The organism is Candidatus Ichthyocystis hellenicum (assembly GCF_001460935.1).
GTDB lineage: Bacteria > Pseudomonadota > Gammaproteobacteria > Burkholderiales > 2013Ark19i > Ichthyocystis > Ichthyocystis hellenicum.
Genome location: NZ_LN906597.1, coordinates 399780 through 418897, shown reverse-complemented (window position 1 = coordinate 418897; position 19118 = coordinate 399780). Strand labels below are relative to the sequence as shown.

Here is a 19118-nt window from a genome sequence, read left to right as displayed (position 1 = left end):
CAATTGGCTACTTTTGAACAAACTTTTTCATCAACAGCCGATGACAGTCCACTATAACTGAAGGCAGGTTATCTTCAAACTTCTTAATAAACTCGTCACGTTGCTGCATCTCCTCAGCCCAATAACACGGATCGATACCCATCAGCTTATCAAAATGGTCGCGCGAAAAATCAATCCCAGTCCAGTCAATATCATCGTATGACGGCCCCAAACCAATCTCATTTCTCTCCGCTCCAACATCCTTCTTACAGCGCTGAATTATCCACTTAAGAATGCGAGCATTATCACAAAAACCAGGCCACAAAAACCTCTCATCTTCCTTAAGGAACCAGTTGACAAAAAATATCGGAGGACGATTCCTTAAAGGGACTTTTTTACCCATACTTAGCCAATGACGGAAATACTCACCCATGTTATATCCACAGAACGGAAGCATAGCAAAAGGATCTCGACGAACCACACCAACTTCACCAGAAGATGATGCAGTAGTCTCAGATCCCATAGTAGCAGCAAAGTAAACTCCAGAATCCCAATCTTCCGTCTCAAAAACTAGTGGCATCGTAGTAGAACGCCTTCCGCCGAATATAAAAGCAGAGATAGGAACACCATTAGGTGACTCCCAGCTTGAATCAACACTCGGACACTGGGAAATAGGAGCAGTAAATCTGGCATTTGGATGGGAAGCTGCCCTAGAATCACCACGTTTCCACGGATTACCTTGCCAGTCAGTTAAACAAGCTGGAGGTTCATCGGTCAACCCCTCCCACCAAACACAACCATCACCATCAACAGCTACGTTAGTAAAGATAGTATTTTTTCTCAAAGTATCCACAGCACAAGGATTAGTCTTGGGAGACGTCCCCGGGGCAACACCGAAATATCCATTCTCAGCATTGATGGCGTAGAAACGTGAATCCTTGCCAACGTGAATCCACGCTATATCGTCCCCAACAGTAGTAAACTTCCATCCGTCCAAACCATCAGGTGGTAACATCATAGCGAAATTAGTTTTTCCACAAGCAGACGGAAAAGCAGCAGCAACATAGTGCTTGTCTCCCTCAGGAGATTCACACCCAAGAATAAGCATGTGCTCAGCCAGCCAGCCCTCATCCCTTCCCATGCAAGAAGCAAGACGTAAAGCAAAGCATTTCTTGCCAAGCAAGGCATTTCCGCCATATCCAGACCCAAACGAAATTATCTCCCTAGACTGAGGGAAGTGGGTAATGTATTTAGTATCATTACATGGCCAGGAGACATCTTGCTGACCGTCAACCAAAGGATAGCCAGAAGAATGCAGGCATTTAACAAAACAATCGCTGCTACCCAGCCTCCTAGCAGCAGCAATACCCATACGCGTCATTATTCTCATGCTAACTACAACATATGGAGAATCGGTAATTTCCACACCTACAGCAGACCAAGGAGACTCAATGGGACCCATACAAAAAGGAACCACATACAATGTCCTTCCACTCATAGATCCACTGAACAATTCACCGAGTATAATCTTCATCTCATCAGGATCATACCAATTGTTGGTGGGACCGGCTTCATCTTCAGTTGAAGAACAAATGAATGTTCTATCTTCAACACGAGCAACATCATCAGGGTGAGAACGAGCCAAAAAACAACCAGGATGATGTTTATCATTGAGAGGAATAAAAGAACCTGATTTAACTAGCAACTTACACAAAGCATCATATTCTTGCTGAGAGCCATCACACCAATGAACTGATCTAGGTTGTACGACAGAAACAACCCCACGAACCCAGGATACAAGCCCCTCACTTTCCACCCAGGAAGGAACAGTTAGATTATTAATCTCATAAACTCCAGATGCAGTCATATAAAATATCATCCTAAAAAAACAACAACTAAGCCTAAACGACAAAAGACATAAAAACAAATATTAACCCATAAAAACTACTAAACCATTATAGCTCAGATAATTGCCGCAACAGAAGCCCTGCTACAGGCAACAAAACAGCAAACTGTGCAAAATTTACAACCCTTACACACACAGCACATTAGTAACGCATATATACTTATCAACAGACTGTGGGTATTATAAAACTCAGTGTATCACATAAAGAAAACACCCATTTATCAACAGTTATGGGCAGTTTATTCATAGAATTTTCCACATATGAGCAATGCTTTACAAAAAATCAGTTAGTATCTTGGTCCTTTCTGTTAACAACACCTAGATTTATTAGAAGGTCCAAATATTGTTAAATTTTGATAACAGGAAAAATAGGCATAAATAAACAAGCATATGCATATACTAAGTACTTAATAAATAAAATAACAATGTAATTGTATACAGATTTAGGGATACTATTATCATTAGTATTTCTATAAATAAATAAAAAACAAGTAACGAAAGAAAGATAAGATAAGAACCTTCTATTTATTAATGGTTGTTATTTCAATAGTAACCAATGGAAGGAATGAGAATGCCTAACGAAATTACCTTAGAAATAATTGTGGATAATTTATTGCATCCTCTGCAAAAATTAATAGGTATAGTTGATCGAAAACAGAGCATTCCCATTTTAGGAAATATCCTTATTTCTCTTATTGATTCAGGATGTACCATTTTGGTTTCTGATGGGGAAATTCAAATGATGTCTTCCATAGAAACAACCATTACTGAAAAAACCGCCGTAACTGTTAATGCTCGTAAGTGCTTGGATATATTAAGAGGAATTCCATCTGGCACTCATATAAATGTAGTGATATCTGCTTCTAAAGTCACATTGATGTTTGGAAAAGGGCGCTATTCTTTGGCCACACTTCCTACATCAGATTTTCCTGTTTTAGTTCTACGTGATAAGATATGTCGGGAGCTTTGTTTTCCACAGATAGTGTTGAAAAAGTGGCTAAATCTGGTTAAACCGGCTTCTAGTACACAAGATATTAGATTTTTTCTCCAAGGTGTACAACTGAAAGTCAGTGGGGGCAATGTTTTTTTAGTAGCAACGGATGGCCACAGGATGGCATACTCCGTAGTTGCGACAAGTGTATCTTGTGACGATTTTAGTGTAATTCTTCCGCAAAAAACGGTCACGGAGTTGTCTCGTACTCTTGTTGATAAAAATGATCACGTGCAAGTAGCTATAGCTCAATCGCAAGTTCAGTTTTCTTATAGCACTACTGTTTTGTTGTCCAAGTTGATAGAGGGTAATTTTCCAAATCATAATAGATTATTACCGTCTGATTTTGATATTTCTTGGAAAGTAGATAAGTCATTGATTTTACAGATTTTATACAGGATATCCGTTTTTTGCCAGGATAAGTTCCCGTGTGTTCGTATGATACTATCTACCGGCAAGATTACTTTTTTATCATTGGCGACAGATATAGAAGAAGCATGCGAGGAGCTTGACATCTCATACGATGGCCAAACTCATGAGGTTGCTTATAATATCAGTTACATTACTGATATTTTGTCTGTGTTTTCTGACGGAGAAGTTTGTTTTTCGATTAGTTCTGAAAAAAAGTCGTTACTTATTTTTCCAGAAAGTGATACTGGTGTGTATGGTTATCTTGTTATGCCGCTACGTGTTTGACGTACCATTTGCAGGTGATTTTGTGAATATCGGAGGAGTTTTTTCGTGACAGCGACAACCTATGATTCGTCAAGTATACTTGTATTAAAGGGCTTGGAGGCAGTTCGTAAACGTCCTGGAATGTACATAGGAGATACCGCAGACGGTAGCGGCCTACATCATATGGTATTTGAGGTCATAGATAACTCTATTGATGAAGCTTTAGCTGGTTACTGCGAGGATATCTCCGTAACCATTCATCCAGATAACTCTGTAAGTGTTAACGATAATGGGCGTGGTATTCCTGTAGGAATCAAGGAAGATGATGAGTTAAAGCGTTCTGCTGCTGAGATTGTTATGACTGAATTGCATGCAGGTGGAAAGTTTGATAACAATTCTTACAAAGTGTCTGGTGGTTTGCATGGTGTTGGTGTTTCTTGTGTTAACGCATTATCGGAATGGCTGATTTTGGTTATTTGCAGGGAAGGCAAGGAGTATAGTCTTACTTTTGAGAAAGGAGTACCAGCGTCAAAGTTGAAAATCGTTGGTGATTCTCAGCGGAGTGGTACTTTTGTCCATTTTTTGCCAGACAGGGAAATATTTGGTGAAATTAAGTTTCATTATGAAACCTTAGCTAACCGATTGCGAGAGCTTTCTTTTTTAAATAATGGGGTTACTATTTCCATTGTGGACAAGCTTGGTTCCCGTCAAGAGACGTTCCAATGCAAGGGAGGTGTTAGAAGTTTTGTGGAATATGTGGATAAGTCCAGATCTTCTATACATAGCACAATGTTTTATGCCAACGGAATGATAAACTCGGTTGGTGTCGAGGTTGCCATGCAGTGGAATTCTTCCTACAGTGAGAATGTTATCTGCTTCACAAATAATATACCTCAAAAGGACGGTGGAACACACCTTACTGGTCTGCGTTCTGCTATGACAAGGATAATAAACCAGTATATAGAAAAAAATGAATTGTTGAAAAAGAACAAGATTGAAATTTTAGGTGAAGACATGCGTGAAGGTCTTACTTGTGTTTTGTCTGTCAAGGTTCCTGAGCCAAAATTTTCATCTCAAACCAAGGAAAAATTGGTTTCTTCTGAGGTTAGGCAAGTTGTCGATGAATTGATTTCCGCTAAATTGAATGAGTATTTGTTAGAGCGACCAAATGATGCTAAGTCCATTTGTGCGAAAATTATTGAATCGGCCCGAGTTCGTGAAGCAGCTAGAAAAGCTAGGGACATAACTAGGAGAAAGGGAGTATTGGACTCTCTTGGTCTTTCCGCAAAGTTAGCCGATTGTCAGGAAAAAGACCCATCAAAGAGTGAGTTGTTTATCGTGGAGGGTGATTCTGCTGGTGGTTCTGCAAAGCAGGGAAGGGACAGGCGTTACCAAGCTATACTTCCACTGAAAGGAAAGATACTCAATGTTGAAAAAGCAAGATACGACAGGCTTTTGGAGTCTCAGGAAATAGTTACTTTGATACAAACTTTAGGTACATGCATAGGAAAAGATGACTATAACATAGAAAAGCTTCGTTATCACAAGGTGATAATTATGACCGATGCTGATGTCGATGGCGCTCACATAAGGACTTTATTGTTGACGTTTTTTTATCGTCAAATGCCGGAGATCATCGAAAGGGGGCACATATACATAGCACAGCCTCCCCTTTATCGTGTTAAAAAGGGCAAGACAGAAAAGTACATAAAGGATGATCATGAGATGATGGCATACGTGTTGTCCATGGCGCTTGATAGCTATAGCTTTATATCTGAGGGGAAGGAGCTTTCAAGGGATGATATTTTCAGTTTATCCCATGATTATTTTTCAGCTAAGTCTGTTGTGAAGAATTTTTCTAGTATGTACGGATACGAATTTTTGACGGCAATTATGAAAGGTGCCTATATTAACTTCGGGTCTAGGGATGAATTTTTACAGTCTGTCGATCATCTTAACGAATTATTATCAGCAAATGATGTTACGTGTAGCGCTCAGATTACTAATGATACTGCCTTTATAAACTTGGAGAGCAAGCATTTTGGAAATACTGTTAATGCCGTTGTTCCTGCTGATTTTTTCTTTTCTTCTAACTACATGACTCTTAAGAAGTTTTCTGATAGTAATATCAATTTTTTTCCAAATTTGTCGGTAGCCGTTAGGGCTGGTTCGGATGTTTTGACTTATCCTTCATTTATCGAGGCTTTAGATAAAGTATTGGATACTGTTCAAAGTGATATTACGTATCAACGTTATAAAGGGTTGGGGGAGATGAATCCTGACCAACTGTGGGAAACTACTTTGAACAGGGATTCTAGGCGTTTATTGAAGGTAAAGATTGACGATATGATAGCAGCTGATGGTATTTTTAGTACTCTCATGGGAGATGTTGTGGAGCCTAGACGGATGTTTATAGAGAATAATGCTTTAAAGGTAAAAAATATAGATGTATAGAGGTAATTAACAGGTCCCATATCCTTTTCAATTAAGGGGTTTTTTGCTATGGTACTTTTTTTGCGGGATGTCTAATTTTTGATTGGTGTTTCATGGATAATGCATCTAAAATTGATGGGTTTTTGAAAGAGATTTCTCAGAAACTGGGAACAAAGTTTTCCTTGATTGACAGAGTTTGTGTGCTGGTTGATAAGGATAAGGCTAATCGCTGGATCATTGAAGTTCCTGAAAATAGTGACTTTGTGGTGTTTTTTGCTCCAATGTTCGTTATTCCTGATTATAAGCTTCGTGAAGGCTATGAAACCGTTCTTAGACGCAACATTTATGCAAATGAGAACCGTGGCACTTGGATAGCTTTAAACCCCAATTCTTCTGAGCTGACGTTAGTGTTTTCTCATGTTGTTGATATGTTGAATTGCCAGCTGTTTGAGAACATATTGACTCAGTTTGTGGAGTTTTCAAAAGAAGTTAGGGAATCTGTTTTCGATGAGGTTATGAAGGGTGTTAGCCCACATGACAATCGTCGTACCGCAGTTAGCTCTGATCCAGCCCCCACCAGTGGAGATAATGATGATGGGGATGGCAGACCCGATTTTTCACGTTTGGCGTAATTGGGTACATTTTTGTGAGGCATTTGATTGACCCGGGTGATTTATGCGTTAATGGCTTGAGGGAGTTGTTTGGCATAGCCAGGTCGGTGATTAAGGATAGTTCTGCTTTCAGCAGTAGTTTGAGTAAAACTAGGGTCTTTATTGCTTTTGATGAAGACTCTACCAGAACTAGGATGTCTTTTGAGGTGGCTGCTTGCGGTCTGGGTGCTGCCGTCCACCATTTCTATCCTCGTGGGTCTTCCTTGTCAAAGGGCGAGACTTTCGAGGACACCCTTCTCAATATTGTTCACCTTGGCGCTGATTTTTTGGTTATTAGGCACTCTGATGGTGATTTTTTCGACCATTTCTTGAGAAATTTTGAGTTTAGCACCCATGTTGTCAGTGGTGGGCACGGATCTAGACACCACCCCACCCAAGGCTTGTTAGATGTCTTTACTATGTCCATTTACAACAAAAAAGATGTTTCTGATTTGTCGGTTTTAATTGTCGGTGACGTTGCACACAGTCGTGTTGCTCGTTCTCAAATAAAAATACTTAAGATGCTTGGTTGCGTGGACATACGGGTTGTTGGTCCGTTAGTGTTCCTTCCCAACCCAGAAGAGGATGTTTTATTCGATTCCGTAAGTTTATCCACGTCTTTGGATGAAAGTATCTCAGATGTTGATGTAGTTTCCCTGCTTCGTGTTCAGCGCGAAAGACTTTCTGAGAATGATGTTATTGATTGGGATGAATATGTAAGTTTGTACAGGTTTGATGAGTCGCGTGCTAATAACTTAAAGAGAGGTGCTATTGTTATTCACCCTCAACCAATTAATCGTAATGTAGAAATATCTAGTGATGTCCTAGAGCTCCCCTGTTGTAAGATTTTTGAGCAGGTTAGATTAGGGGTGTATGTCAGAATGGCATGTCTTTTATGGTTGTATGGAAGGTGATTCATTGTATTTTTCTATTTTTATTGTGTGCTATTTCTGTTACAATTGAGCCTCGGGCCCCCTCGCGTCAGTGTTTGCCCATCTGGTCAGATTCGGAAGAAAGCAGCCAATGCAAATTTGCTTGAGTGCCGGGGTAGGGCTCGTTGGTATTTATATAGTTAGTAAATGGGGGTGCTTATTCACGTTTCTAAGATGTGCTTTGGTTAAAACTAATTTTTGAAATAGAAAAGTTGGTTGTGGCTAAGTGAAAAGTTGCTTTTAATATTAAGGCGATGAGAGGATTATCTTCATCTTGGTGAATTTAAAAAAACCTACTCCAATGATGAACTATATTTATTCTTTTTTTAATATCACACAAGAAGAAGAGACCCACGATTATTTATCGTCAACCTCAGAAAAATGGGAAGAGTTTAGTTCTCTTAGGAGGGGGACGGCTGAGCCTCCGGAGGACGATACAAGTAATCCTTTGACCGAGATGTATAAAGCTGGTCGTCGGCGGAAGAGATCTCAAGATGCTTTTGATGCATCTAAAGGTACTGGCTCTACTGCAGCTAGTTTGTTGGCCACTGTTAGTAGTCTTGTCTCTGCTGGATTTGGCGCCAATTGCACCAGTGTTTCTGAAACCTTAGTTGATCAATTATCAAACGTTACCGTAACTTCAGCCCGTATTCATTTGCCACCAAGCGTTGATCAGTCGAGTTTGGTTTACTCGGTCATAGAAGGTATGTTTCCACAAAGGGTGAACGATACTTTACCATTGGCAGCTAGTGAAACTGGCATATTTAGAAATGAATCGGCGCTGAAAAATGTTGAGATTAGAATTGATCTAGGTCAAGCAATAACTATAAAAGAGCAGCTGTGTCCAATGAACATTACTTTGGAGCAGGACTGTTTTAACAGACCGGAAGTTTTGAAACATTTCCTTATGCAAGGTGCTGCTCCTGCTGTTTTGTCAGAATCGTCGTGTGATGAGGTGTCATCTCCTATTGAAGTTGTTACTTCAAGAGGTAGTTATTATAGTGGTAAACATTTGGTTAACTGCCAGTACAATGGTAATGATATGTTCTCTGGTCTGGAACCGAAAACGGCAACATCTATTCCTGATACTACGTCTGCCACGTCTACTACTTCCATTCCTTCTTCTTCTCCATCTTCTGGTAAAAAAAGTAGAAGATATAAGCAAGTTAATATGGCTATTGTTTCGGATGGAGTAAACGCAACTTCTCCTATTCCTGGGGTTAATGTTACCCATACAAAATGTTTCCGTCATTATGGGAGTAATCTTGGTAATTTCTGCAAAGATGAACGTTTTAATGCAGGAAGTGTAGTTTGTCGAGAAAGTCAGACTAACAATATTAGAGAATGTAAAGATGGAAGCCTAATAAGCTACCAGCTTGGACAGTTAGTTCCAGGATCAAGTGTTGTGGATTTGAGGGCTACTTTCTATCAAAAGACAGGCAGTAAAGAAATGATTCAGCAGCTGTCAGAATCTAATATTGTTGCAGCTGTCAATACAGTTTTAGAACTTTCGTCCAGTAATGGTCCTTCATCAATTTATATTGTAGTACCCCCAGAGCAAACTTCATCGTGTTCTTTCAATACTCCAGCCATGGAGCGTGCTGTGAAAAGGGCGAGGGAAGATGGAATAAAAATATTTGGTCAAGTTTCAAATTTGGGGAGCGATATTTTTCCTCAAGGAGTTAAAGAGGTCATATCCATTGAGGACGCTCTAGATGTTGAACCGAAGATAATATTTGCTCCAACTACTGAAGCAACAACAACTACTGAAGCAACAACAACTACTGAAGCAACAACAACTACTGAAGCAACAACAACTACTGAAGCAACAACAACTACTGGGGCAACAACAACTACTGGAGCAACAACAACTACTGACTATACTACTACACGCATTGATGAAGAATATGTGACCCCAATTGATCCTTTGTTGAAATATAGGCGTCTCTTGATGCTAGTGATGGGTCGATTTTCAAAAATAACTTATGTAATTCTTTAGGATTATTGTGGTGTTGATCGATTATCATAAGCAAAGTGCTTCTAATATCGAGGGCTTCTTGTGCTGCTACTTTTCTGTTATTGCCAAGGTTAGATATACCAACCATACAGTGACTTTTAATGAAGGCCGCCAGGTCTTTATTGCAGGCTCTAGATGAGATACTTGTTCTTCTGGCTTGTTCCGCTAATTCCTCATCTATTTTGCTCCAATTTGGTGCTAATAATTTCAGATCTCTGTGAGATTCGAATATTTCTCTACATAGCTGTTGTTGTTGCTTCATTTGCTGCAGTGTTGTGCTGCCCTGGTTCCAGTCTGCTCTTAGTATGTGTTCGAAAAACTCAGAAATAAATTCTAAGTCAGATCTAGGAGGAAAAAGAAAATCCCTTTGTTGTGCTAGAGCCAAGTCTATCTGATATGTTTTCTTGTAAGCATTGAGTAGGATTCCTTCACTTTCTTTTCTCGGGTTTACTGATATTTCTAGTTGTTCGAGTTTGGTTTGCAGTTCCTCTAGTATCATTATCGAATAAGGAAAGGTGCTCAAGCCACAATTAGTTGGCTGTTCTTGAGAGAAGCAGATCTCGTTAAACGTGTGACTTTCTTCATATCTTTTTATTTCTGATCCTATTTTTTCCTCTGTCCCGGTACAGGAAGGGCTTTCTGCTGTTTGACTTTCAGCTTCAATCAGGCTAGGGGAGGTTAAACCAATACCGGTACACATAATGTTTTTTCTATAAAAACAATCAAATAGGAAGTGTTATTGTAGTAGTGTAAAAAAGTAAATGAGCAATCAAATGCTATACTTAGGTTAGAATTATTTGGTTTTTGCGTAAGGAGTAGTTAAGGTTTTGTTTATCCATATGTTGTCAAAAAATGCTTTTTTTCAAAAACTTATTTGTTTTTTGTCTTTTTGTCTCATAATTGCTTGATTTGTTCCTGTATTCTGTTGAAAAATATGCTTGGTCTGAAAATGTGAATCATAAAAAGAAATGAGAATAATATTCTTGAATATTAATTACTTTATCATCAGCCTTCTTATTTATTTCCATCGTAATCTTTGCTTTATCTACTTGACGCTATTTCGTGCTATCTGGGCCAATTTTGTTGTCTTAGTGCTTAGGGGGGCACTGTAGTTGCCAAAGGAAAGTGTTTTTCTCGAGAACATTTATTGAAATTACTTTCTTATTTTATGTTTTTGGGTTTCTTTACCGGAATTCATTTTGATACAATCTTATTGGGAGTGTTTTGGGGAGTACGTCATGTCAGGACATTCGAAATGGTCCAATATTAAGCACCAAAAATCAGCTGCCGATGCCAAGAAAGGTAAAGCTTTTACCAAGATAATTCGTGAGATTACTGTTGCCACCAAAAAAGGAGGTTCTGATCCTAATTCTAATCCTTCGCTGCGTTTAGCAATGGATAAAGCTAGTGCTGCTAATATGCCGAAGGATACCGTTAATCGGGCCATACAAAGGGGAAGCGGTGCTTTGGCTGGTGCAGATTATGTTGAGGTAAGGTACGAAGGTTATGCGCCCGATGGTGCTGCAATTATAGTAGATTGTTTGACGGACAATAAAATCCGTACTGTTGCTGCGGTGCGGCACGAGTTTTCCAAGTCCGGAGGTAATTTAGGAACCGATGGATGTGTATCTTACATGTTTGGTCACTGTGGTTTGTTTATTTTTTCTCCTTATGTTTCGGAGGAATTAGTTATGGAGGTTGCTTTATCGAAAGATGTTGAGGACGTAGTTAAGCAGGAAGATGGGTCGATAGAAGTGCAAACAACCCCGTCTCTTTTTTTTGATACTAAACAGGCTTTTGAAGATGCATCTCTGGTTCCTGATATGGCCATTATAGTGATGAAGCCAGAGGTAGAGATTACTATTTCAGCCGATGCAGAAAGAAAGGTCAGAAACTTGATATCCGCTCTGGAGGATTTGGATGATGTCCGTGAAGTTTTTAGTAACGTAAATTTCGTTAGTTTTAACTAAGATTTATTTTTATGTTACTAAGATTTGGCAGATAGGATCCGACTATCATTCCAAGTGTTGATGCGATGAGTCCGGCTATATGAGGTGGGATTATGCTGTCTATTTTGCTGCCGGAAAAGCTTATCCACACTATGGTTCCCATACTGATGGAGATGACGGCGCCTGATGTGTTGGCTTTTTTCCAGTATATCCCCGCTACTAGCGGGACAAACGGTATAACCATAGTAATTTTATCTGAGTTGGTTACCATATTGTAGATGCTGTCGGTGGATATGGCGGAGAAGATGGTTGCTACTGTTCCGAAAACTACTACTACTACTCTAGTTACCAACAGCACTATGTGGTCAGGCATTGGTGTCATGTAAGGCTGGATTAAGTTTTTTGTGAGTATGGTTGCTGGAGCAAGAAGGCCTCCACTGGCGGTGCTCATTATTGCTGATAGTAGTGCGCCGAAGAACATGACTTGTGTGCTTATGGACGTGTGTTGCATGATGATTTGTAGAAGAAGAAATTGATTGCCGTCAGACCCGTGTTTTGCCAATGTAGGTGCAATTGTGTATCCGTAGACGAGAATTATTATGGGTAGGACAGCGATCAGACAGTACAGTATCCCTGCTAATATTACTCCGGTTCTTGCTGTTTTTAAGCTTTTGGCAGAGACTATTCTTTGAAATATGTCTTCCTGAGGGATGGACCCTAATGAAGCTGTTGCGATTGCTGCTAGTATTTCAATGACTGATTTTATTGAGTATCCAGAAGGAAGTGAGAATTTTCCCGAGTCTTTCAATTTTTGAACTATTACTGTCGGAGTTGATATTTCAGATGATAAGTGGTAGGAAATTGCCACTAGTCCTGCGACTATGATTAACATTTGGATAAAGTCTATTATAGCTAGTGACCACATTCCGCCATACACGGTGTATATGATGATTACACTTGATCCAAGGACAATTCCGGACAATTTTGAGATGAATCCCTGAGATATGACGTTTATGACTAATCCGAAGGCACTGAGCTGTGCAGCTACCCAACCGACGTAAGATATGGCTATTGCAACAGAGCATAGAAGTTCGACCGTTCGTGAAAAGCGCTCGCGGTAGAAATCTCCGATTGTCAGGAAATTACCATTGTACCAATATTTAACGAAGAAAGCGGCTATTATAAACAAACACACAGATGTACCGATGGGATCTTCAGCTAATGCAGATATTCCTCCTTTCATGAACTCCGGTGGGATTCCTAATACTGATTCAGATCCAAACCAAGTGGCAAATACGGTTCCTATAACTACTGGAAGAGGTAATGATTTTCCTGCAACGACGTAGTCCATGGAATCCTTGACCAAAAATTTGGATGAGATGCCTACTATTATCGAAAAAATCATGTAGATTGCGGTAAAAGTGATGAGCATAACCTTTTCCTTTGAGCAACGATAATAGGAAAAAAAGAAGAAGGGTATTACTAAGTTGGTCAATACTCAAGAAAATATTTTCATGTCGTATTGTCGTTGGGGGTGCTATAGAGCATGGACAAATTCTTGAATCCCTGCGAGTACCATCTGGACAGAAATGGTGCTTAGTAGTAGCCCCATTAATCGAACGATAGCGTTCATGGTTTGTGATCCTATGCGCTTGTATATCCACTCTGATGCAAACAATATTGAGGTTGTAATGGCCATTGAAACGATTAGTGCAAATGAGTCCACTAGTGGAGAATTATGACTTGATAATAGCATCACTGTAGCCAGAGCAGACGGACCCGCTAGGAGTGGAATTGCTACAGGAAAAATAAATGGTTCGTTGTACGATGGGGACAATCTTGGTGATTTGTCCAGTTCCTGTTGGTTGTTCGCTTTGGGAAATACCAAGTCCAGCGATATAATGAACAGAAGTATACCTCCTGATATTTGCATGGCGTGTTTAGACAGATTTATTAATGAAAGAAATCCATTACCGAAGAACATGAATAAGAAAAGAAGAGCAGTGGCTATGCACCCTTCTCTGAAAATGAATAATTTGCGGCGTTTGGGTTCCACGTCCTTGAGCAGTGCCGTAACAGCGGCTATGTTGCCGAACGGATCAAGAACAAGCAGCAGGACAATGACGGAAGATATAAAGTTGTGGCTGTGCGATGGGGACATATTTCGAACTCAGCAATTTATAAAGTTAACGGTTCTTTTAAAGTGTACAGCAAGTCCACCTTCAGAAGTTTCTTTGTATTTTTTCTGCATGTCTTTTCCTGTTTCCTTCATTGTTTCTATCGCACTATCAAGAGATATTTGGTGTGACCCAGTTCCATTTAAAGCTAATCGGGCAGCATTGACTGATTTAACAGAAGCAATGGCGTTTCTTTCTATGCAAGGAATTTGAACAAGGCCTCCAATAGGATCGCAAGTTAGACCAAGAGAATGTTCTATGGCTATTTCAGCTGCATTTTCTACTTGTAGAGGGGTTCCGTCCATAACTGCAGCCAATCCAGCGGCAGCCATGGAAGACGCTGATCCTACTTCACCTTGACATCCTACCTCTGCTCCAGAAATGGAGGCGTTGGTTTTGAATAGAATTCCTATTGCTGTTGCCGTAAAGAAAAAACGAAGTATTTTTTCTTCGTTGAAATTTGGCAAGAAAACTTCGCTATATTTAATAACGGCGGGGATAATGCCGGCCGCTCCATTTGTCGGTGCGGTTACTACTCTCCCTCCAGCTGCATTTTGTTCGTTTACAGCCATAGCATAGAGATTAATCCAATCACAAGTTTCGAGGAACCCAACCTGCTTTTGGTTCTGTGCAGATAATTTTCTGAATAAGCTAGGAGCTCTCCTGGGTATGTTCATCCCTCCGGGTAAAACTCCTTCAGTTTGGCATCCTGCTTCTATGCACTCGTTCATAGTTTTCCATATATTGAGTACTTTATCTGTTATTTCACTGTATGACAGAAATGATAGCTCATTTTGCAGAACGATTTCACTTATAGTTAACTTATGGGTATGACACAGTTTAAGAAGTTCGTTTGCTGATCCAAAGGGATAGGGTACATTTTTTTCTGAAACGTTTTTATCTATTTTGTTTATTTCTCCTTCTTCCTGTATAAATCCCCCGCCTACGGAAAAGTAGGTTTTTTTTGTGAGGTGATTGCCGTTTTTGTCAATTAGCGAAAGAGTCAGGGCATTGGGGTGAAATTGTAACGGTATTTTGTCGAAAACTATGTCCAGATCGTAGTTAAAAGGCACATTTCTTTCCCCGCCAAGACAGATAGATTTTTCTTCTATTGCTTTGTCGAAGGAAAGCACGACCTCCATTGGATCGACGGTTTCTGGAAGGCGTCCTGATAACCCGGCGATTACTGCTTTGTCTGTTCCATGTCCTTTTCCTGTTGCCGCTAGTGAACCATGGAGAATGACATGAATTGAAGCCGTTTTGTCAAGCAAAGGCAGTGATTCATTAATGAACTTAGCCGCGGCTTTCATAGGGCCAACTGTGTGTGAGCTTGATGGTCCTATTCCTATTTTAAACATCTCAAATAAACCCAGGTATTTTTTATTTTTCATTTTTTGTTCCTGTTTGCGAAGAATTGAATATGTTTTGATGCTCGGACGTGATTCGTCCCATTAGTTGTTCTCTATTCGGAGATACCTTAATCGCCATGTCTGCTAATTTATCAGTTATATCCATGTTAATAGGCTCTTTGCAAAGGATAAATTTCTCTATTTTTTTCACCGTTTGGGGAATTATCGGTCCTAGATATGAGGTTAGTAAGACAAATCCTCTGATAGCTACTGACAGACATGACAGCAGCCGGAAGTCATTTTCCGGAGATTTGTTTTTCGCCAAGGACCATGGTTTGTTTTCATCTATGCTTTTGTTTATAGCATCGGCTGCAATCATGACTTCCCGTGTGACTTTTGAGAAGTCTCTTGATTCATATGCCTCCTTGATTATTGATTTCATTTTTAAGAGCATAGTTTCAAGATCCTGATCAGATGATACTAGTTCCCTGTGAGTGAGTAATTTTCCCTCAAATTTGTCTATTAATCCAGCTGATCTGCTGAATATGTTAATGTACTTACCTATTAAGTGACTGTTTACCATATTAGAAAATTCATTCCAACTTATGTCCATATCTTTTATAGATTTTCCAGAGTGGGCCGCTACGTAGTATCTCATCCATTCGGGGTTAAGATTAGCAGATATGTAGTCATTAGCGCCGACGAAATTTCCACGTGACTTTGACATTTTTTCTCTATTGACTGTTAAAAATCCGTGCACAAAAATCTTAGTTGGCAATTTTTTCCCGGAGAACTTTAACATGGCGGGCCAAAATAGAGCGTGAAAGTAAACTATGTCTTTTCCTATGAAGTGATAAATCTCGTACTTTGAATTTTGTCCCCAAACATCTTGCAGGGAGATGCCTTTTTGTTTGCATAGTTCATGTGAGGTGCTGATATAAGCAATAGGGGCATCTAACCAGACGTAGAAGAACTTATCCGGATCATCTGGAATGGGAAACCCGAAATACGGCTTATCTCTGGAAATATCCCAATCAGTTAAGTTTGCTGGTTTGTCCTCATCATTTCCTAACCATTCCTTAATTTTGTTGAGTATTTCTTCTTGTACAGCCTGGGGGGTCCACTCCCTCAGGAAAGAAATACATCTAGGGTCAGATAGCTTGAAGAAATAATGTTCGGATGAACGAATTTTGGGTGAAGATTTGCTAAGAACAGAATAAGGGTTCTTTAAGTCTGTTGGGGAGTATATTTCCCCACATTTATCACATCCATCTCCATATTGTTCAGGGCTGTCGCAGTGAGGGCAATTACCCTTAATGAAACGATCCGGGAGAAAAATTTTTTGTTCCTCGTCGTAAAATTGCTCCACGGTCTTTTTATCAATCAAGTTAGAGGTTTTTAGTAACTGATAAATTTCGTAGACCTGATCCTTGTTAATATCGGTGTGTGTTGATGAATAGCAGTCAAAATGTACTCCAAAAGCAGCTAAATCTTGTTGATGCTCTTTTTGAGTTATGGAAATCATTTCTTCTGGTGTTATATTCTTTTTTTGCGCGCTAATCATGACCGGAGTGCCGTGTGCATCATCCGCGCAAATGGACCAACAATTTTGGCCTGACAGTTTGTGGTATCGGCTCCAAATGTCTGATTGGATGTACTCTATCAGGTGTCCTAAGTGTATCGGACCATTTGCATAGGGTAATGCAGATGTAACGAGTATGTTTCTCTTCATAGGGGCTTACTCACATTCTGTCAATTGTGTAGATAAGGTATTCATGTAGTCGGAATAGGAGCGAGGGAACAATGGGTGTTAGTTCTTCTGCCATTTATAGCGTTTTGTCAGAGATTTACGATCCGTACCAGGAATTATCATTAGTTGCCGCTGGGCAAATAACCGTTAGCGGCAAGTCGATTCGCGTCTCCATTCCGTATCCATCACAATGTTATCACGTTATTTTGCGAGAGCAGATACAAAACTTGTTGGATAAGCATTTTCCTGGGGAAGCTTTCAATATGGATATATCTGGTGGTTTTTCTGTTCACGAAAACGCACGGGGAATGGCATCTATTCCGGGGGTGAAAAACACCTTAGTGATAGCTTCCGGTAAGGGAGGGGTGGGTAAGTCTACTGTTGCTTTGGCTATTGCTAAAGCTTATGTTAAGGAGGGAGCTTCTGTTGGGATATTGGATGCCGATATTTATGGTCCCTCCTTGCCGCAGATGGTTGGTTGTAGGGAGGAAAAACCAGAAATTAATTCGGATAATAAGATGATACCAATTGAGGCAGAGGGTTTAACTGTCATGTCCATAGGGTATCTGGTTCGACCAGAGGCTGCGGTAGCTTGGCGGGGGCCAATGGCTACACAAGCACTGACTCAATTACTGATGCAGACTGAGTGGGGTAGTCTAGATGTATTGGTTATTGACATGCCTCCAGGAACAGGTGACATATACCTAACGCTTTCTCAGAAGATTCCAGTTACAGCTGCTGTTGTTGTTACTTCTCCACATTCCTTGGCATTTGATGATGCTCGGCGTAGTGTACATCTTTTTAACAGGGTAGATATTCCGGTTTTAGGTATAGTTGAAAACATGAGTTTTTTTTATTGCTCTGCGTGTGATCATAAGCACTTTCTTTTTGGCCAGGGAGCAGGAGAAAGACTAGCTAACGATGTTGGTACTTCTTTACTGGGTCAGTTGCCGTTTTCACATACGGTTGACGATGGGGGTGATCATTATTTTAAGACAGAATGTTCGGAGCTTTCTCGCCGAGTGGGGGCGCGTCTTTCTCAACTGAGAGAGCAAGCGGAAGAACGAGTCAAAATAGAGATCAAACCGGTAGTTACTGGGAAGGGCGCTTCTGATGGGAATTAAGTCCGATGGCTGGATTATTGAGATGGCAGCTAAAGGAATGATAGATCCTTTTTCTGATCAACAGGTAAGAAGGAGAGAAGAAAGAGGGGGAGAACGAATTATCTCTTTCGGAGTGTCTAGTTATGGGTATGACGTTAGGTGTGCTAGGCAATTTAAAATTTTTACAAATATTAATAACGTAATTGTTGACCCTAAGAACTTCGATGCACGCTCTTTTGTGGATTTTGAAGGAAATGAATGTGTGATTCCACCAAATTCGTTTGCTTTAGCCAGGACTGTCGAGTACTTTAGGATACCACGGGATGTATTGACAATTTGTGTTGGAAAGTCTACTTATGCGCGTTGCGGGATCATAGTTAATGTTACGCCGTTAGAACCTGAGTGGGAGGGGCATGTAACACTCGAATTTTCTAATACTACTCCTTTGCCGGCTAAGATTTATGCCGATGAAGGGGTTGCTCAAATGATTTTTTTCGGAGCTGATAGTCCTTGTAAGGTTTCCTACAAGGAAAGAGAAGGTAAGTATCAGGGTCAGTTGGGGGTTACACCCCCTCGTATTTGATGATAAAGGTGTGTTTTGTGAGTAGGATTGCTTTTTTCAAGAGATTTTTGGCTGTTGTTTCTTTTTCTATTTTGGCGGGTATTTTATTTTTTTCTATTCCCTCATCTAAGGTTCATCTGGATAAGCTTCCTATAGATTTTAAGCATGATCGACTTGTTTTAGTGACTTTCTGGTCTATAGATTGTTCTGTTTGTCTTGCAGAACTGCCTGTTATTAAAAAAATATGGTTAAATTGGCACAATAAAAACCTCAATGTTATTGGGGTTTCAATGTGGTACGACGATCCCAAGTTATTGAGTAACTTTGTTGAGAGAAATAAAACTGTTTTGCCTTATCCTGTACTCTGGGACGGAGATAAGAAAATTCAACAGGGGTTTGGGAAAGTTTTAGCTACACCCCTATCTTTTCTGGTTGATGTTCCTAATAGACAAATAAAGAAAACCTATTTAGGCAAGATAGATTTTGCTCAGGTAGATGAAGATGTGGGACATATTTTAATTAATAAAGATTTATCCTATTGACTTGATGGTTTATATCTTTAAACTGGTAGTGTTCTCTGCGGTGTTCGAGGTAGTCAAATAATCTTAGAACTAAATTATTTGTCTGTGGCCAGTATTCCCTTTG

General features: G+C 39.9%; 15 protein-coding genes and 1 other RNA gene. 10 read left to right on the top strand and 6 right to left on the bottom strand.

Going from position 1 to position 19118, the window contains the following annotated elements; all coding sequences use genetic code 11:
* Positions 1–7 precede the first annotated feature (7 nt).
* Positions 8–1846 carry a phosphoenolpyruvate carboxykinase (GTP) gene (locus tag Arg41_RS01920; RefSeq protein WP_092342156.1) on the bottom strand — a complete coding sequence of 613 codons (1839 nt, stop codon included), beginning with the start codon at positions 1844–1846 and terminating at the stop codon, positions 8–10.
* A 610-nt stretch (positions 1847–2456) separates the two neighbouring features.
* On the opposite strand from Arg41_RS01920, the gene dnaN reads away from it, so the two are divergent.
* The 6 genes from dnaN to Arg41_RS08315 all read left to right on the top strand — a co-directional run bounded on the left by dnaN (position 2457) and on the right by Arg41_RS08315 (position 9565).
* The gene (gene dnaN / locus Arg41_RS01915) at positions 2457–3572 is read left to right on the top strand and encodes a DNA polymerase III subunit beta (RefSeq protein ID WP_157722231.1); all 1116 of its coding nucleotides are present in this window, start codon (positions 2457–2459) and stop codon (positions 3570–3572) included.
* Between the two features lie 45 nt (positions 3573–3617).
* Positions 3618–6005, top strand: a complete 2388-nt coding sequence (gene gyrB, locus Arg41_RS01910) for a DNA topoisomerase (ATP-hydrolyzing) subunit B (RefSeq protein WP_092342160.1) — start codon at positions 3618–3620, stop codon at positions 6003–6005.
* A gap of 92 nt (positions 6006–6097) precedes the next feature.
* Positions 6098–6616, top strand: a complete 519-nt coding sequence (locus Arg41_RS01905; protein WP_092342162.1) for a type III secretion system chaperone — start codon at positions 6098–6100, stop codon at positions 6614–6616.
* Between the two features lie 14 nt (positions 6617–6630).
* Positions 6631–7548 carry an aspartate carbamoyltransferase catalytic subunit gene (locus Arg41_RS01900; RefSeq protein ID WP_157722230.1) on the top strand — a complete coding sequence of 306 codons (918 nt, stop codon included), beginning with the start codon at positions 6631–6633 and terminating at the stop codon, positions 7546–7548.
* A 51-nt stretch (positions 7549–7599) separates the two neighbouring features.
* Positions 7600–7696, top strand: an RNA gene (ffs, locus tag Arg41_RS01895) — signal recognition particle sRNA small type.
* A 144-nt stretch (positions 7697–7840) separates the two neighbouring features.
* Positions 7841–9565, top strand: coding sequence for a hypothetical protein (locus Arg41_RS08315; protein ID WP_242641372.1), 1725 nt, complete (start codon positions 7841–7843; stop codon positions 9563–9565).
* Here the strand turns inward: Arg41_RS08315 and Arg41_RS01885 are convergent.
* Complete coding sequence (locus Arg41_RS01885; RefSeq protein WP_092490446.1) at positions 9453–10283, bottom strand: hypothetical protein; 831 nt, start codon at positions 10281–10283, stop codon at positions 9453–9455. The genes Arg41_RS08315 and Arg41_RS01885 overlap by 113 nt on opposite strands.
* A 538-nt stretch (positions 10284–10821) precedes the next feature.
* Here Arg41_RS01885 and Arg41_RS01880 point away from each other — a divergent pair.
* On the top strand, positions 10822–11553 hold the full coding sequence (locus Arg41_RS01880) for a YebC/PmpR family DNA-binding transcriptional regulator (RefSeq protein WP_092343177.1): 732 nt from the start codon (positions 10822–10824) through the stop codon (positions 11551–11553).
* On the opposite strand, the gene Arg41_RS01875 is transcribed toward Arg41_RS01880, so the two are convergent.
* The 4 genes from Arg41_RS01875 to metG all read right to left on the bottom strand — a co-directional run bounded on the left by Arg41_RS01875 (position 11546) and on the right by metG (position 16790).
* Positions 11546–12964, bottom strand: a complete 1419-nt coding sequence (locus Arg41_RS01875) for a high affinity choline transporter 1 (protein ID WP_092343176.1) — start codon at positions 12962–12964, stop codon at positions 11546–11548. The two genes, Arg41_RS01880 and Arg41_RS01875, sit on opposite strands and share 8 nt — an antisense overlap.
* 105 nt (positions 12965–13069) lie before the next feature.
* The gene (locus Arg41_RS01870; RefSeq protein WP_092343175.1) at positions 13070–13693 is read right to left on the bottom strand and encodes a MarC family protein; all 624 of its coding nucleotides are present in this window, start codon (positions 13691–13693) and stop codon (positions 13070–13072) included.
* A 9-nt stretch (positions 13694–13702) separates the two neighbouring features.
* A complete protein-coding gene (locus Arg41_RS01865) occupies positions 13703–15100 on the bottom strand; it encodes an L-serine ammonia-lyase (RefSeq protein ID WP_092343174.1) in 1398 nt (465 codons plus the stop codon).
* Positions 15090–16790 carry a methionine--tRNA ligase gene (gene metG, locus Arg41_RS01860; RefSeq protein WP_092490445.1) on the bottom strand — a complete coding sequence of 567 codons (1701 nt, stop codon included), beginning with the start codon at positions 16788–16790 and terminating at the stop codon, positions 15090–15092. The genes Arg41_RS01865 and metG overlap by 11 nt, the downstream gene beginning before the upstream one ends.
* A gap of 71 nt (positions 16791–16861) precedes the next feature.
* On the opposite strand from metG, the gene Arg41_RS01855 reads away from it, so the two are divergent.
* The 3 genes from Arg41_RS01855 to Arg41_RS01845 are packed head-to-tail and all read left to right on the top strand — an operon-like array spanning position 16862 to position 19015.
* A complete protein-coding gene (locus tag Arg41_RS01855) occupies positions 16862–17932 on the top strand; it encodes an Mrp/NBP35 family ATP-binding protein (RefSeq protein WP_092343172.1) in 1071 nt (356 codons plus the stop codon).
* Positions 17922–18494 carry a dCTP deaminase gene (dcd, locus tag Arg41_RS01850; protein WP_092490444.1) on the top strand — a complete coding sequence of 191 codons (573 nt, stop codon included), beginning with the start codon at positions 17922–17924 and terminating at the stop codon, positions 18492–18494. Before Arg41_RS01855 ends, dcd begins: the two co-directional genes overlap by 11 nt.
* Positions 18495–18511: 17 nt before the next feature.
* Complete coding sequence (locus Arg41_RS01845) at positions 18512–19015, top strand: peroxiredoxin family protein (protein ID WP_157722229.1); 504 nt, start codon at positions 18512–18514, stop codon at positions 19013–19015.
* Positions 19016–19118 lie beyond the last annotated feature (103 nt).

Bases quoted from the DNA above. Each gene is read 5' to 3' on its own strand.
- metG (WP_092490445.1), bottom strand. From the start codon at position 16,790: ATGAAGAGAAACATACTCGTTACATCTGCATTACCCTATGCAAATGGT.
- Arg41_RS01920 (WP_092342156.1), bottom strand. From the start codon at position 1,846: ATGACTGCATCTGGAGTTTATGAGATTAATAATCTAACTGTTCCTTCC.
- Arg41_RS01905 (WP_092342162.1), top strand. From the start codon at position 6,098: ATGGATAATGCATCTAAAATTGATGGGTTTTTGAAAGAGATTTCTCAG.
- dcd (WP_092490444.1), top strand. From the start codon at position 17,922: ATGGGAATTAAGTCCGATGGCTGGATTATTGAGATGGCAGCTAAAGGA.
- dnaN (WP_157722231.1), top strand. From the start codon at position 2,457: ATGCCTAACGAAATTACCTTAGAAATAATTGTGGATAATTTATTGCAT.
- Arg41_RS01865 (WP_092343174.1), bottom strand. From the start codon at position 15,100: ATGAAAAATAAAAAATACCTGGGTTTATTTGAGATGTTTAAAATAGGA.
- Arg41_RS01885 (WP_092490446.1), bottom strand. From the start codon at position 10,283: ATGTGTACCGGTATTGGTTTAACCTCCCCTAGCCTGATTGAAGCTGAA.
- Arg41_RS01875 (WP_092343176.1), bottom strand. From the start codon at position 12,964: ATGCTCATCACTTTTACCGCAATCTACATGATTTTTTCGATAATAGTA.
- Arg41_RS01870 (WP_092343175.1), bottom strand. From the start codon at position 13,693: ATGTCCCCATCGCACAGCCACAACTTTATATCTTCCGTCATTGTCCTG.
- Arg41_RS01855 (WP_092343172.1), top strand. From the start codon at position 16,862: ATGGGTGTTAGTTCTTCTGCCATTTATAGCGTTTTGTCAGAGATTTAC.
- Arg41_RS01880 (WP_092343177.1), top strand. From the start codon at position 10,822: ATGTCAGGACATTCGAAATGGTCCAATATTAAGCACCAAAAATCAGCT.